The sequence below is a fragment of the Flavobacterium defluvii genome (assembly GCF_900129555.1).
GTDB classification, from domain to species: domain Bacteria; phylum Bacteroidota; class Bacteroidia; order Flavobacteriales; family Flavobacteriaceae; genus Flavobacterium; species Flavobacterium defluvii.
Genome location: NZ_FQWC01000004.1, coordinates 312,766 through 327,958, shown reverse-complemented (window position 1 = coordinate 327,958; position 15,193 = coordinate 312,766). Strand labels below are relative to the sequence as shown.

The window sequence follows — 15,193 nt, the reverse complement described above, 5'->3', positions numbered from 1 at the left end:
GGAGTAAAAATCCTGTTAATTTAAAATTTAAAGCAGTTTTGAATTGATAAAAATAATTTGCAATTCAAATTTAATTAATAATAGAATGAACAATACTAATTCGTCAAATGACTGGTTATTTGAAATAAAACCAAAGAGTAATTTTTTTTCACTTAATTTAAAAGAAATTTGGCAGTATAGAGATTTACTATTTCTTTTTGTAAAAAGAGATATCATTACTGTATATAAGCAAACTGTCCTAGGGCCACTTTGGTACTTAATTCAGCCTTTATTTACTTCAGTAATTTTTACAATAATCTTTAATAGCGTTGCTGGAATCAAAACAAACGGAATTCCCTCTTTCTTATTTAATTTGGCTGGAATTACAGTTTGGAATTATTTTGCAGCTTGTTTAACCGGCACTGCTGATACATTTAAAACAAATGCCAATATATTTGGGAAAGTTTATTTTCCAAGAATTATTACACCACTTTCTGTAGTCATCTCTAATTTGGTGAAATTTGGAATTCAGTTTTTGATTTTTATTGCATTTTATATATTTTATTATTTTAACGGATACAATTTGATACTGAATCCTTCTATTTTATTTTTTCCATTGCTAATAGCTGTTATGGGACTTTTGGGATTAGGATTAGGAATGATTATTTCATCAATGGTAACAAAATACCGGGATTTTAGTTATTTGATTACTTTCGGAATACAATTATTGATGTATTTATCGGCGGTTATGTACCCAATGGAGTTGATTAAAAGTAAACTCCCATCTTATGGGTGGATTGTAGAATATAACCCTTTAGCATATATAATAGAAACCTCAAGATACATGCTTTTAAACTTTGGGCAAATTTCTGTACCAGGTTTAATGTATACTTTCATTTTAACAATCGCAGTTTTTTTTATTGGATTGCTGATTTTTAATAGCGCAGAAAAAAGTTTCATAGACACTGTTTAGTTCAGCAACAAAATCCGGAAATTAATAAAAAAAACAACATTCTTTATGATTTGTAATTTTCTAAACTTAGTAGTAGTTTGAAAGATATTATTTTAAAAGCCGAAAATGTTTCTAAGCAATATCGTTTAGGTGAAGTAGGCAGCGGTACAATTAGCCATGATGTAAATCGTTGGTGGTATAAAATAAGGGGAAAGGAAAATCCCTATTTAAAAATTGGTGATACGAACGATCGTTCAACAAAAGGGAGTTCAGATTATGTGTGGGCTTTGCAGGATATTAATTTTGAAGTTGAGCGCGGCGAAGTTTTAGGAATTATTGGTAAAAATGGAGCTGGTAAATCAACCCTTTTGAAAATTTTATCTAAAGTAACAGCTCCAACTACAGGAACTATTAAATCACGTGGACGTATTGCATCTCTTCTAGAAGTTGGTACAGGATTTAATGGTGAAATGACAGGGAGAGAAAATATTTATCTTAATGGAGCTATTTTAGGAATGACTAAAAGAGAAATTACCTCAAAGCTTGATGAGATTATTGATTTTTCGGGCTGCGAACGATATATAGATACTCCGGTAAAAAGATATAGTTCTGGAATGACGGTAAGATTGGCTTTTGCTGTGGCTGCTTTTTTGGAACCTGAAATATTAGTTGTCGATGAGGTTTTGGCAGTTGGCGATGCTGATTTTCAGAAAAAAGCAATTGGTAAGATGCAGGATATTTCTAAAGGAGAAGGAAGAACAATATTATTTGTAAGCCATCAATTAGGATCTGTAGCAACGTTATGTAATAAAGGGATGCTTATGGATAAAGGCGGTATTGTTGAATATGGTGCAGTTGCAGATGTTATTGAAAAATATTTGATTCCAAGTACGAATGAATCTACAGTCAATTCATATATTCCAAATATAGAATCTTTAAAGAATAAAAAAATATTCTTCACAAAAATTGAAACAATTAATTTTAAAAACCAAATCACCGATTTTTTTGGGTTTAATGAAAAAATAAAAATCAGATTGACAGTCACAATTAAGGAAGACATCAAAAATGTAGTTTTAGGTATTGGGCTTCAAGACAAATTCAATGTTAGAGTTTGTACATTTATGAATAATTTAAGTGATATTATTACAGATAACTCAAAAGATAATTTTAACGTTGAAGTTACTTTACCCAATGATATTATTGCGCCGAACCACTACAATTTTATTTTTGCTTTATACGAACATAATGTAAAAACACATGACATAATAGAGAATGCATGTCCAATAAAAATACATGATACCGGTACAATGTTTTCGAAATTTGAAGGTATTGATTATGGAAATGTTATTTTAGATTCTAAATGGAAAATCTTGGATAATGAATAAAATAAAGTCAATATTAAATAATTTTTTTTTCAGAATGCATGAAAAGAATCATGCAATTCTAAAATCAAAAGAGCAGAATCTTTTAAGCAAATTTAATAATGATAATGCTTTGATAGGAGAAAATACTAGAATATTTAATGAAGCTGGTATACACAATAACCTCGGAGATCGAACTAAAATTGTTTTAGGAAATAACTGTGATATTAGAGGAGAACTTCTAATATTTGGACATGGTGGGGAGATTATTATTGGAGATTATTCTTTTATTGGAGAAAGAACAAAAATTTGGTCTGCAAAAAAAATAAGTATAGGCAATAGAGTATTAATATCACATAATGTAAATATACATGACAATAATTCCCATCCTTTGGATTCGAAATTGCGTCATGAAGATTTTAAATATATCACTGCCTTCGGTTTAAAGAAGGAATCTGACCTTAATGAAAAAGAGATAATCATAGAAGATGATGTTTGGATTGGTTTTAATTCTACAATAATGAAAGGGGTTAAAATTGGGAAAGGGGCAATAATTGCGGCAAATACAATTATTACTAAAGATGTTCCAGAATATGCTGTTTGTGCTGGAAATCCAATGCAAATAATAAAATATACAACATGAATTTAATTACAAGAAAATATTATCAGATTATAAAATCAATTCAAAAAGTTAACTCTATTTATTCTGAAGTTCAAAAAATAAAAGATAACTATGAAAAGGATTTATATAGTTACAAAAGTCCTAAAGTTAATTTAGGACAAATTCAATCAAGTTTTAATTCACAAAAAAAGATAATAGCTAGCCTTACAGAAGTTGAATTTCAGGTTTTTTCTCAATTTGGTGATGATGGAATAATTCAATGGTTGGTAAATAATCTAGATATAGAGAATAAGACATTTGTCGAGTTTGGAGTTGAAAAATATATCGAATCAAACACCAGATTTTTATTATTTAATAATAAATGGAAAGGTTTGGTAATTGACGGTGAACAAAGAAATATAACTTATATAAAAAATGATGTAGTTAGTTCAAGTTTTGATCTTCAGTCAATAGCCTCTTTTATTACAAAAGATAATATTAATGAATTGATAAAATCAAGAAATTTTGATAAAGAACTTGGATTGCTTAGTATTGATATTGATGGTAATGATTATTGGATATGGAAATGTTTAGATGATATTAAGCCCGTTATTGTTATTTCAGAATATAATGCAGAATTCGGTTTGAATCCATGGACAATACCTTATCAAGAGGATTTTGTATGGGACAAAAAAGAAAATATTTATTATTGGGGGACTTCACTCAAGTCTTTATGTGATTTAGCAGAACAAAAAGATTACAGTTTTATTGGTTGCAATTCACAGGGAAATAATGCATATTTTATCAGAAATGATAAAATGAAAGATTTAAAGAAAATATCATGTGAAGACGGATATGTCAAATCTCAGTTTTCATTAAGTAGAAATATTGATGGAGAACAATTTTCAGATTTTCAGAAAATGGATACATTGCTAGGAAAAGAAATCTATAATACAAAAACTAATAGAATAGAAATTATTAATTCAATTTAAGGAAAAAATCTATCAATGATAAATAAAATCAAGAGACAAATAGATAAGTTAAAATGGTTTTTAAAAAATCATAATAGAATCAATAGTATAGAATCAAGATTAAAAAGAGATTTAAAATCAAATCATTATTTAGGTCCAATTACTTATGATACCGATAGTTTAACAACAAGTAATAATTGTGATTTTATAACAGAACCTCGATTTGCCAAAGCTTATCAAACTGCTGTAGATACAAAACCTTGGGATGGATTTACGCTACAATGGCGAACATATATTGTTTGTTGGTTTGCAGATCTTGTTAAAAATCTGGAAGGTGATTTTGTAGAGTGTGGAGTAAATACAGGAGCATATTCAAGAGCAATAATTGAATATATTGATTTTCAAAAAACAAATAAAAAATTTTATTTGTTAGATACATATGAGGGATTAGTTCCTGCAATGATCACAGAAGCTGAAAAGCAAGCAGGAATTGAAGTGTATCTAAATGGCCATTACGAAAATGTTTATGATAGGGTAGTTACAACTTTTTCGAATTTCAATGTTAAAATTATTAAAGGGATTGTTCCTGATACATTAAAAGAATGTGATGCTGAAAAAATAAGCTATCTTTCTATAGATATGAACTGTGTTGAACCAGAGATAGCAGCAGCAAATTATTTTTGGGATAAAATAGTAACCGGAGGAGTTATAATATTAGATGATTATGGATTCCCATTGCATATCGAACAAAAGAAAGCTTTTGATTTATTTGCATTAGAAAAAGGACAAAGTATACTTTCATTGCCTACAGGTCAGGGTATTATAATAAAAAAATAAATGGATTTTAAACCTGAATTAATTGTAATTAGTCAGAATTTAATGGGAGGCGGTTCAAGTTTTCATAGAAATATGATAGCTAATAAACCTGATGATTATTTTGATATTAAATGTATTTACTTAGATCCTCTGCATTGGGAAGCTAAAAGGCTCGAAGATGTTACACTAGGGGAAAATGATCTTATTTTTAAGTTCGAGCATGAACGCGAATATGATTTGGCAAAAAGATTAAATAATCATATTTCGAATAAAAAAGGAGCTCTTATTGCAAATCTGCCTCAGGAATTGCTAGCTATGAGTTATTTTCATAAATCTAATAAAACGATTTATTTTATTTGTCACGATAAAGGATTTTTGCATTTAATAGAAAAATACAGTTATCTAATAGATGTTTTTATAGCTCATAATGCTGAAATCTATGAAAATATAAAAACCATGCTTCCTAAAAGAATTAATGATATCCATTTTATTCAGCATGGTGTAAAAGTTCAAAAATTTAAAAAAGAAAGAAAAGATAAAAGCCAAAAATTAAATTTAGTATTTCTGGCCAGACACGTGAAATTAAAAGGTATTTATGATCTTCCCATTATAAATCAAAAACTTCTAGAGAAAAATATTGAAGTTAACTGGACTATCTTAGGAGATGGAGAAGAAAAAGAAAATTTTAAAAATGAAGTAAGAAGTTTTTCAAATTTTCGCTTTGAAACCCCAAAAACGGATGCAGATGTTTTGGAAGTTTTAAAAACTCAAGATCTTTATATTTTACCATCATCCCACGACGGTCTTCCGGTTTCCTTACTTGAGTCTATGAGTGTTGGCTGTGTTCCTATAGTTTATAATTTTAGCGAAGGAATAAAAAAAGTAATTACTCCAGAGATAGGATATGTAGTAGATTTACACGACATAAATGGCATGACAGACAAAATTGAAATTCTTAATAATGACAGAGATTTTTTGTTTGATTTAAGTAAAAATGCCCTGCAAAAAGTTGAAGAAGAATTTAATATAAAGATACAGGCAGAAAAATATTTTGATTTATATAAAGATTGGAAAAACTTAAAAAAAACACATAAAGCCAAAAGACTTACCCTTTTTCAAATAGAACAAAAATATCAAAGTAATAAAATTGTTGCTTTCAGCTTTAGAGTTTATCGATATTTAAAAAAGAAATTTAAATGATTCGCAGAGTTTTGAATATTTTAAAAAAAAAGAAAGTCATAGAAACCTCTCTTGTGAAATATAAAAATTATTTCACAAAGGAAGATTCTACTTTTATGAAAAATTCAAATATTCGTTTTGATGTTCCGGGAAAAATTGAAAACCGAAAATATATAACGATAGGAGAAAAAGGAATTATAAATGCCAATTTTATCTTTGAATCAGAAAAAGGAGAAGTAATTATAGGTAATAATGTTCATTTAGGAGGTGTTACTTTTATTAGTCGAAATCGTATAGAAGTACACGACGATGTTACAATGGCCTGGGGAATTACTATTTATGACCATAACTCACATAGTATTTACTGGGAAGAAAGAAAAAATGATAATCATCAATGCTATGACGATTATGTAAATTGCAATGGCAATAATGTCACAAATAAGAATTGGTCAATTGTTGCAGATGCTCCGATAATTATTGAATCCAAAGTATGGATTGGTTTTGATGTTACAATTTTAAAAGGAGTAAAAATAGGTGAAGGTGCAGTAGTTGGAGCAAAAAGTGTAGTAACAAAAAATGTAGAACCTTGGACAGTTGTTGCCGGAAATCCTGCAGTTGTAGTAAAATATCTTCCGGAATATAATAGAAACCAATGAAAATATTAATTATAGGCTCTAATGGATTTATTGGAAGCCACTGTGTAAATTATTTTAAATCAAGAGGGCATGAAATTTTTCAGGCTGATGTTAATGATTCTGAAGATGTGAATTTTTACAAATTAGACCGTCAAAATTCTAATTTTTCAAAACCTTTTCAAGAAAATCAATTTGATGTTTGTATCAATGCATCAGGTTCTGCACATGTTGGTTTTTCTTTTGAAAAACCTTCACAGGATTTTGAGTTAAACGTTGTAAATGTTCAGAAAATATTAGTAGCAATTAGAGATTATAATAGTAATTGTAAGTTTATTAATTTTTCTAGCGCCGCAGTTTATGGTAATCCGCAGATATTGCCCATAACAGAAAACAGTTCATGCAAACCACTTTCTCCATACGGTTTTCATAAATTACAAAGTGAACTTTTATTGACTGAATATCATAATTTTTTTGGATTAAGTACTTGTAGTTTACGTGTTTTTTCTGCTTATGGCCCGGGATTGAAAAAACAATTATTCTGGGATCTGTATCAAAAAGCGATCAAAAGCGATGAGGTTCCTCTTTTTGGAACTGGCAGCGAAACCAGAGATTTTATATACATTGATGATTTAATAAAAATTATAGAATTAGTGATTGATAAATCTCCTTTTAAAGGCTCTATTTATAATGTTGCGAGTAATGTTGAAAGCACTATCGCTGAAGCTGCTGCTATTTTTATAAAAGAATTTTCTGCAGATAAAAAAATCATTTTTAATGGAGAAGTAAAAATTGGAGACCCAAATAATTGGGTAGCCGATATTTCAAAAATTATAGATATGGGTTTTCAAAAATCAGTAGGATTAGATCAAGGTATAAAAAAATACGCAGCGTGGGCAAAAGAATTAAAATAGGAATAGTTTATTCTTACGATGAAAACTGGATTGGAGGAACTTATTATTATCAAAATCTTATACAATCTCTAAAGTTATTACCAGAGGAACAGAAACCACATTTGGTTATTTTAAGTAATAATAGCATTTCTTTTAATTCTATAAAAGAATTGGATTATCCTTTTATTACCTATAAAGTGCTTTATAAAAAAACATCTTTCGCTGAAAGATGTTTTAGTAAACTCATTGAGTTAATAATAAAGAAAAAAAGAGGTGCAAAAAAAATAAATTGTGGTATTGATGTACTATTTCATCCAAGTGAAATTGAAATTCCAAATTCAATAAAAAAGCATTTATACTGGATTCCAGATTTTCAGGAAATTTATATGCCTCATTTTTTTTCTAAAGAATATTTAGATTTTAGAAAAAAAAAGCAGCAAGAAATCCTATCTGTAAACGATCATATTTTATTTAGCAGTAATGACGCTTGTATGGATTTTGAAAAATTATACCCAGCTGCTGAGACCAATAAATATGTTGTAAATTTTTGTGTTTTTCATCCAAACTATTTTAATATTAAAATTGAAGATCTTTTAAAGAAATATCAATTAGATGATATCCCTTATTTTTTCTCTCCAAATCAATTTTGGAAACACAAAAACCATATTGTCGTTTTAAAAGCGATTAAAAAAATGAGAGATCTCTATGATTTTAATTTCCAGATACTTTTTTCAGGAAAAGAATTTGATCATAGAAATCCTGAATATTTTAACGATATCAAGCAATTTGTAATAGATAATAAATTAGAAAAATTTATCAAATTCCTAGGATTTATAGACAGAAGCGAGCAATTATGCTTTATGAATAATGCGTTAGCCGTTATACAACCTTCTTTATTTGAAGGCTGGAGCAGTGTAATTGAAGATGCAAAAGCGATGAATCAAAATGTTATTGCATCATCATTAAGTGTGCATGTAGAACAACTAGAAAATCAAGGATATTATTTTAATCCTCAAGACGATGATGAATTGATGAACCGAATAATTTATTTTATCGAAAATTCTGTAAAGAAACCTGAATTTAATTATAATGAAAAACGACATTTGTTTGGAGAAAAATTTATGAAAGCAATATTACATATTACAAAATGAACTACCCAAAAATATCAATTGTAACACCAAATTTTAATGGGGCTGAATATCTTGAGGAAACTATTAAATCGGTTTTGTCTCAAAATTATCCAAACTTAGAATATATTATTATTGACGGAGGGAGTACAGACAGTTCAGTTGATATAATTAAAAAATATGAAAGTCAATTAGTGTATTGGATAAGTGAACCAGACAAAGGATTGTATGATGCAATTCAAAAAGGATTTGATAAATCTTCCGGCGAAATTATGGCCTGGATAAATTCAGATGACTTATATCACCCAAAAGCTTTCTTTACAGTAGCTGAAATATTTAATCTTGAAGGGGTAAACTGGCTTCAGGGAATTCCGTCAATTTTTGATCAAAAAGGAAGAACAGTTGCGGTTAATAAAATAAAGAGATGGTCTAAATTAGATTACTATTTAGGAAATTTTAAATGGATTCAACAGGAATCTGTTTTCTGGAGACGCTCGTTATGGGAGGTTTCTGGTGCAAAATTGGCAACAGATATGAAATATGCCAGTGATTTAGAATTGTGGCTCCGTTTCTTTAGATATGAAAAATTATTTGTTACTGGTGCTTTATTAGCTGGTTTCAGAATGAGATCAAAAGAGCAATTGTCATTAAATTTCCATAATGAATATTTAGAAGAAGCAAGAAGTAAAATAAAATGGGAAGTGGAAAATAATATTCCGGAAAACGAAAGGAATTTAGTAAAGAAAATAAAAAGGCATAATAATTTAGTAAAAAAAATACATTTTAGTTTCTTAAAAAGAATTATAGATGTGATTTTTTATGCCATGATTTCTAAAAAGAAAGAATTATATTTTAGCTGCCCTCGAGTGATTAGTTTTGATAGAATAAAACAAGAATTTAAATTTGATTCTAATGTCTAAATTATCAATCATTACAATTAATTACAATAATAGAGAAGGTTTAAAAAAAACCATTGAAAGTGTTGCTAATCAGATTAACACAGAGTTTGAATATATTGTAATAGATGGAGGATCTAATGATGGTGGTAGGGAATATCTGCAGTCTCAGGCTCAAAATTTAGATTATTGGATAAGTGAACCTGATTCAGGTATTTATAATGCTATGAATAAAGGTATTTTAAAAGCGAAAGGAGAATATATATTGTTTTTAAATAGTGGCGATATATTGTTAGACGATCAGGAAATACTTAAAAAGGTTATTTTCAATTTAAATGAAAAAGCAGTGTATTATGCTCCCATATATTTAGAATATGATAATGGGGCTAGAAAAAAGATTGAATATCCATTAAAAGTAGATGAAAAATTTGCATTTACAAATACAATATGTCAGCAGGCGGTAATATATCATGCTTCGGTTTTTGAGAATAATTTTTTTGATGAAAAAATCAAATATATTTCTGACTGGAAAATGCATTTTTCTTTATTTAAAAAGAAAAATAATTTTATTCATTTCAATATTCCATTTGCTATATATGATTTAAATGGATTGACTAGCAACGGAGAAACAAAATATAATGCACACAAAGAACGATTAAAAGTTCAGTTTTTAGCATTTCCGTTTTATTTTTTTAAATATTATGGAACCAATTTAAGAGTTCTTTACAAAGTAGTAAAGATAATTTTAAAAATATAAGCAGAGTTTTGTACTAAAAATAAGGTATAAGTTTAGGGTTAAACAAGAAATAATAACTTAATTTTTTCAATTCATAATAAGAATATAAAAATCGATTTTAAAAGTGCGAATAGGTCACAATCCACATAAAGATAAAGCTCAAATTGCCTCAGATTATTTCCATCAGATTGTTATTCCTGTTTACATTCCAAATCAGGAAGGCTATTTTAAAGATGGATTTGAAATATTAAAAATATGTCTGCAATCTTTGTTTGCAACCATTCATAGTAAAACATATGTAACGATTGTTAATAATGGCAGCTGTAATTTAGTTGTAGATTATTTAAACGAATTACATAGACAAAATAAAATACAAGAAATCATTCACGTTACCAATATCGGTTATATAAATGCAATGTTAAAGGGAATAGCGGGTCAGAAGTTTTCTTTGATTACAACTTCTGATGCAGATGTCTTTTTTTTGAATGGCTGGCAAAGTGAAACTTATACAATATTTGAAAGTTTTCCCAAAGCAGGAGCCGTATGTCCAACACCATCTTCCCGATCTTTAAGAAATCATACTGCTAATATTTATTGGGATAATTTATTTAATAAAAAAATCCAATTCAATCATGTTGTAAATCCCGAAGCTTTAAAAAAATTTGGACTCAGTGTAGGGAATGCCGATTTTTATAACGCTATTCAATTAAAAAAATATTTAACATTGACCAGTAAAAAATGCAAAGCAGTAATTGGAGCAGGACATTTTATAGTAACATATCGTTCGAGTATTTTTGATAAACTAGAAAAACGTTATACAGATTATGTACTAGGAGGAAACAGTGATGATTTGTTTGATTTACCGGTAGTTAAAAAAGGCTTTTGGCGATTGTCTACAATAGATAATTTCGCATATCATATGGGAAATGTCATGGAAGATTGGATGCATGACGAAGTTTCTAAATTATCTCAAGGCAATAAAAATATTGACTATAATATAAAACAGATTACATCTAAGTCTAACTTGTCTTATTTTATTAAGAGCAAAGTTTTTGGAAAGTTTATCTTAAACAAGAAAATTTTGAGATGTTTTTTATTTTTTAAAGGACTTACCTGGAATGAATCTAAAAATTATTTATCATGATTACAATTCTTTATGCCTATCGTAATCGTGATCTTAAAAGAATTAAAAAATCTTTAGATTCATTGGCTTCTCAAAACAAACAAAATTTTAGAGTTGTTTTTATCGATTATGGTTCTGAACAATCAATTGCTGGTCAAATAAAAAGTTTGACAGAAGAATATTCCTTTATTCAATATTGTTATTTAAATACTTGTTACCAACCATGGAACAAGAGTAAGGCATTTAATTATGTTTTAAAAAATATAGATTCTGAATATTGTTTTACTGCTGATGTAGATATGATTTTTCATCCAGAGTTTACGACCGTTTTAGAAAAAGAATGTAATCTGGATAAAGCAACTTATTTTCAGGTTGGCTTTTTGGCAGAAGAAGAAAATGATAAAAACGTTGATAGTTTTAACGATTATCAAATTAAATTTTTGAGCAACGAAGAGGCAACAGGAATGACACTTTTTCCAGTTCAAAAACTCAAAATGATTCGAGGTTATGATGAGTTTTTTCATTTTTGGGGAGCTGAGGATACGGAAATACATAACAGACTAAAAAAAACAGGATGTGAATTGTTTTTTTATGATCTGCAAGTATTGATGCTTCATCAATGGCATAAAAATTATAGAAATAGAGAGACTTTACATTTAAACAGAGAATTGCAGTTATCATTGACAGTTGAGATAAATCACCGTCATTTGATGCATAATTATGAAAGTGATAATGCAACTATCAATTCAGAAGTTTGGGGAGAAGTTATTTCAGAATCAGAATTTAATGAATTGGGAAGTTTTGACAATGAATTGATTTTGATAAATAAAATGGAAATAATTGAGCATTTTTTATTTATTGAATTACCTAAATTTAAAGATGGAATTTTAGCAGTTCGTTTTGTCGAAGATAATTTTCAAAAATCTTTAAAATATAAAATCAAAAAAGCAATAGGTAAAAAAGTGCCTAAATATTATAGCTTAAAAGAAATTAATGATAAACTACTCTTACATATTATTTCATTTTATCATCAATTTCCGTACACATATAAAATTAATCCAGATTTAAAAAGTATAAGTTTCAAAATAAAAAAGAATTATTAATCTGTAAAAAACAAAATGGTCAAAGTAATACTCTTTTCACAATTTCCACTTCCTTATTCTAAAACAGGCAGCTGGACAACTATGTATTATAACTATTTGACAAGTGATCATCAAATAGATCATATCATTTGTTCTAAACCAGAAACCTTTTTTGAAAATGTAAAATATCAAATCGCGTCTGAAGATATAATTGATAAAATAAAAAGAAAGTTTTTTAAAAAAAGATATTTAGGTTATTTAAAGGCGCTTAATCAAGTAATAAAGCCTGATAATAAATATATTATCCAAATTGTAGATAATTTTGGAATAGTTAAACCTTTACAAGAGTTTTTAGTTAAAAAAGGCTTGAGACAAAATTTTCAAATTCAGTTTTTTTATCATGGATATCCTCCTTTTTTAGAAAATTTTCGTGGAAGATGGTTCTTTGAAAGTATAGACGAAATGGTTTTACTCACTCATGATAGTTATAAAGTGCATAAGGATTGTTATACCATTTTGCCATGTAAATTTTCTGTACTTCATAATGGGATCGATACTACAAAATTTAATAAAGCTACTTTTGAGCAAAAAATAAATTTAAGAAACGAATTAGATTTAAAGGACAAAAAAGTTTTCATTTGGTGTTCAAAAGATCTTCCGAAAAAAGGATTAGATTTTATACTTCAAGTTTGGAAGAATATATATTCACAATATAAAAATACAGCTTTATTGGTTGTAGGCGCTAAACGAAATATTCAAATTGAAGGAGTTCATTTTTTAGGTAGCGTTCCAAACAATGAACTTCCTAAATATTACCAAATGTCAGATTGTTATTTGTTCCCAACACTTTGGCATGAAGGGTTTGGTTTAAGTTTAATCGAAGCTTTACATTCAGGGTGTTATTGTATTGCATCTGCATTAGGAGGTGTTCCCGAGGTATTGCAATATGGGAAATTAGGAAAACTAATTGAAAATCCGCATTTTCAACAAGAATGGGAAGATGCAATTTTAGAATTTTTAAATCAAAAAGAAATAAACGAAACTATAATTCCAGATAATTTATATTCGGCTCAAAGCTGGAATTTAGGAATGAATAAAATTATTGAAAATGCTAAAAAGACTTTAAAATAATGAAAACCATTGCTGTCATTCCGGCCAGAGGAGGTTCTAAAAGGTTACCTAAAAAAAATGTAATGCTTTTAGGAGAAATTCCACTGTTAGTTCACAGTATTTTATTTGCTAAGCAAAATAGCAGTATAATTGACGAAATTTATGTTTCTACAGATGATGAAGAAATAAAAAAAACAGCATTGAAGTTTGGGGCAAAAGTTATTGATAGACCAGAATCTTTATCAGGAGATTTAGAACCTACAGTTTCAGCATTAAAACATGTATTAGAATCAATTGAATTTGATGTAGAAAATGTGGTTTTATTACAGGCTACGAATCCTTTACGTCCAGATAATTTGTTAAAAGAAGCATTTCAGGTTTATGAAAAGGGAAATTATAATAGCTTATTTACTGTTTCCAGAAACTATCAAAAACTAGGGAAAATAAATGTAGATAAATTTGTTCCATATAATTATGAGATAGGGCAGAGGAGCCAGGATCTTGAACCTCTTTATTATGAAAATGGTTTACTTTATATAACAAAATCAAAATTAATTTTAGAAAATATAATTATTTCAAATGATGCTTTACCATTCGAAGTAAATCATATTTTTGCCAATGTTGATATTGATACACAAGAAGACCTTGATTACGCAGAATATTTATACCAAAAACATCAAATTGCTTAATTAATATGAATCCATATATAGAAATTGCGGGCCGAAAAATAGGACCTGATTATCCTCCGTTAGTGATTGCCGAAATAGGAATTAATCATGAAGGTTCGCTTCAAGTAGCTAAAGAAATGGTTGACGCAGCAAAAAGAGCGGGAGTTGAAGTTGTAAAACATCAAACTCATATTGTTGAAGATGAGATGACTGGTGCCGCAAAAAAAGTAATTCCGGGAAATGCAGATGTTTCTATTTATGAAATCATGGAACGCTGTTCACTAAATGAAGCTGAAGAACTAGAGCTTAAAAATTATGTTGAAAGCAAAGGCATGATTTTTATTTCTACTCCATTTTCTCGTGCAGCTGCCGAAAGACTTAAAAAATTTGATATTCCCGCTTATAAAATCGGTTCAGGAGAATGTAATAATTATCCATTATTAGAACATATAGCTTCTTTTGGTAAACCTGTTATTTTGAGTACTGGTATGAATACGATTGAAAGTATACAAAAAGCAGTTGCTGTTTTTGATAAACACAATATTCCGGTCGCATTATTACATACTACAAATTTATATCCAACGCCAATTCATTTAGTTCGTTTTGGTGCAATGTTAGAATTACATGAAGCTTTTCCAGACAAAGTTTTTGGACTAAGTGATCATACTTTAAATAATAATGCTTGTTTAGGGGCAGTTGCATTAGGGGCAAGTATCTTAGAAAGACATTTTACAGATCATATGCAGCGTACAGGACCAGATATCATTTGCAGTATGGATGAAGAAGCATGTCATGAATTAATAATTTCTAGTGCCGAAATTGCGCAAATGCGCGGAGGATCTAAAAAACCTGCAGAAGAAGAACAAGTAACAATAGATTTTGCTTTCGCAACTGTGTGTACAATCGCTCCAATAAAAAAAGGGGAGATTTTTACCAAAGAAAATATTTGGGTAAAACGCCCTGGAACGGGGAAAATCTTAGCAGAAAATTTCAATGCTATAATTGGTAAAGCAGCAACAAGAGATATTGAAAATGATGAACAATTGATTTGGGAAGATATTCAATAA

15 protein-coding genes and 1 pseudogene are annotated in these 15,193 nt (G+C 28.7%); all 16 read left to right on the top strand.

The features are described from left to right. Window positions 1-85 precede the first annotated feature (85 nt). Window positions 86-952 (top strand): ABC transporter permease, encoded by an 867-nt coding sequence (locus tag BUC29_RS11895; protein ID WP_073416382.1) that lies wholly within the window; start codon window positions 86-88, stop codon window positions 950-952. A gap of 77 nt (window positions 953-1,029) precedes the next feature. Continuing rightward, window positions 1,030-2,316 carry an ABC transporter ATP-binding protein gene (locus BUC29_RS11890; RefSeq protein ID WP_073416381.1) on the top strand — a complete coding sequence of 429 codons (1,287 nt, stop codon included), beginning with the start codon at window positions 1,030-1,032 and terminating at the stop codon, window positions 2,314-2,316. Window positions 2,317-2,779: 463 nt separating this feature from the next. Further along, window positions 2,780-2,923: pseudogene (locus tag BUC29_RS21845) on the top strand (DapH/DapD/GlmU-related protein); the annotation flags it as partial. Window positions 2,924-2,931: 8 nt separating this feature from the next. Further along, entirely contained in the window at window positions 2,932-3,885 is a 954-nt protein-coding gene (locus tag BUC29_RS11880) for a hypothetical protein (RefSeq protein ID WP_084538635.1), read from the top strand. A 15-nt stretch (window positions 3,886-3,900) separates the two neighbouring features. Beyond that, window positions 3,901-4,701: a TylF/MycF/NovP-related O-methyltransferase gene (locus BUC29_RS11875; protein ID WP_084538634.1), complete on the top strand. Its 801-nt coding sequence runs from the start codon at window positions 3,901-3,903 to the stop codon at window positions 4,699-4,701. Then, on the top strand, window positions 4,702-5,880 hold the full coding sequence (locus tag BUC29_RS11870) for a glycosyltransferase family 4 protein (protein ID WP_073416380.1): 1,179 nt from the start codon (window positions 4,702-4,704) through the stop codon (window positions 5,878-5,880). It abuts the gene before it with no gap. Further along, window positions 5,877-6,515, top strand: a complete 639-nt coding sequence (locus BUC29_RS21715; protein WP_084538633.1) for an acyltransferase — start codon at window positions 5,877-5,879, stop codon at window positions 6,513-6,515. The genes BUC29_RS11870 and BUC29_RS21715 overlap by 4 nt, the downstream gene beginning before the upstream one ends. Further along, complete coding sequence (locus BUC29_RS11860; RefSeq protein WP_073416379.1) at window positions 6,512-7,405, top strand: NAD-dependent epimerase/dehydratase family protein; 894 nt, start codon at window positions 6,512-6,514, stop codon at window positions 7,403-7,405. The genes BUC29_RS21715 and BUC29_RS11860 overlap by 4 nt, the downstream gene beginning before the upstream one ends. Then, window positions 7,384-8,535 carry a glycosyltransferase family 4 protein gene (locus BUC29_RS11855; RefSeq protein ID WP_073416378.1) on the top strand — a complete coding sequence of 384 codons (1,152 nt, stop codon included), beginning with the start codon at window positions 7,384-7,386 and terminating at the stop codon, window positions 8,533-8,535. The genes BUC29_RS11860 and BUC29_RS11855 overlap by 22 nt, the downstream gene beginning before the upstream one ends. Continuing rightward, window positions 8,532-9,431, top strand: a complete 900-nt coding sequence (locus BUC29_RS11850) for a glycosyltransferase family 2 protein (RefSeq protein WP_073416377.1) — start codon at window positions 8,532-8,534, stop codon at window positions 9,429-9,431. The genes BUC29_RS11855 and BUC29_RS11850 overlap by 4 nt, the downstream gene beginning before the upstream one ends. After that, a complete protein-coding gene (locus tag BUC29_RS11845; protein WP_073416376.1) occupies window positions 9,424-10,164 on the top strand; it encodes a glycosyltransferase family 2 protein in 741 nt (246 codons plus the stop codon). Before BUC29_RS11850 ends, BUC29_RS11845 begins: the two co-directional genes overlap by 8 nt. Window positions 10,165-10,267: 103 nt before the next feature. After that, the gene (locus tag BUC29_RS11840) at window positions 10,268-11,287 is read left to right on the top strand and encodes a glycosyltransferase family A protein (protein WP_073416375.1); all 1,020 of its coding nucleotides are present in this window, start codon (window positions 10,268-10,270) and stop codon (window positions 11,285-11,287) included. Then, window positions 11,284-12,369, top strand: a complete 1,086-nt coding sequence (locus BUC29_RS11835) for a glycosyltransferase family 2 protein (RefSeq protein WP_073416374.1) — start codon at window positions 11,284-11,286, stop codon at window positions 12,367-12,369. Before BUC29_RS11840 ends, BUC29_RS11835 begins: the two co-directional genes overlap by 4 nt. A gap of 96 nt (window positions 12,370-12,465) precedes the next feature. After that, entirely contained in the window at window positions 12,466-13,479 is a 1,014-nt protein-coding gene (locus BUC29_RS11830; RefSeq protein WP_244160823.1) for a glycosyltransferase family 4 protein, read from the top strand. Then, the gene (locus BUC29_RS11825; RefSeq protein WP_073416372.1) at window positions 13,479-14,147 is read left to right on the top strand and encodes an acylneuraminate cytidylyltransferase family protein; all 669 of its coding nucleotides are present in this window, start codon (window positions 13,479-13,481) and stop codon (window positions 14,145-14,147) included. Before BUC29_RS11830 ends, BUC29_RS11825 begins: the two co-directional genes overlap by 1 nt. Window positions 14,148-14,152: 5 nt before the next feature. After that, window positions 14,153-15,193 (top strand): N-acetylneuraminate synthase, encoded by a 1,041-nt coding sequence (gene neuB / locus BUC29_RS11820; RefSeq protein WP_073416371.1) that lies wholly within the window; start codon window positions 14,153-14,155, stop codon window positions 15,191-15,193.

Coding starts and splice junctions, on each gene's coding strand:
- BUC29_RS11895 (WP_073416382.1), top strand. CDS start 86: ATGAACAATACTAATTCGTCAAATGACTGGTTATTTGAAATAAAACCA.
- BUC29_RS11880 (WP_084538635.1), top strand. CDS start 2,932: ATGAATTTAATTACAAGAAAATATTATCAGATTATAAAATCAATTCAA.
- BUC29_RS11875 (WP_084538634.1), top strand. CDS start 3,901: ATGATAAATAAAATCAAGAGACAAATAGATAAGTTAAAATGGTTTTTA.
- BUC29_RS11870 (WP_073416380.1), top strand. CDS start 4,702: ATGGATTTTAAACCTGAATTAATTGTAATTAGTCAGAATTTAATGGGA.
- BUC29_RS21715 (WP_084538633.1), top strand. CDS start 5,877: ATGATTCGCAGAGTTTTGAATATTTTAAAAAAAAAGAAAGTCATAGAA.
- BUC29_RS11845 (WP_073416376.1), top strand. CDS start 9,424: ATGTCTAAATTATCAATCATTACAATTAATTACAATAATAGAGAAGGT.
- BUC29_RS11835 (WP_073416374.1), top strand. CDS start 11,284: ATGATTACAATTCTTTATGCCTATCGTAATCGTGATCTTAAAAGAATT.
- neuB (WP_073416371.1), top strand. CDS start 14,153: ATGAATCCATATATAGAAATTGCGGGCCGAAAAATAGGACCTGATTAT.
- BUC29_RS11860 (WP_073416379.1), top strand. CDS start 6,512: ATGAAAATATTAATTATAGGCTCTAATGGATTTATTGGAAGCCACTGT.
- BUC29_RS11825 (WP_073416372.1), top strand. CDS start 13,479: ATGAAAACCATTGCTGTCATTCCGGCCAGAGGAGGTTCTAAAAGGTTA.
- BUC29_RS11850 (WP_073416377.1), top strand. CDS start 8,532: ATGAACTACCCAAAAATATCAATTGTAACACCAAATTTTAATGGGGCT.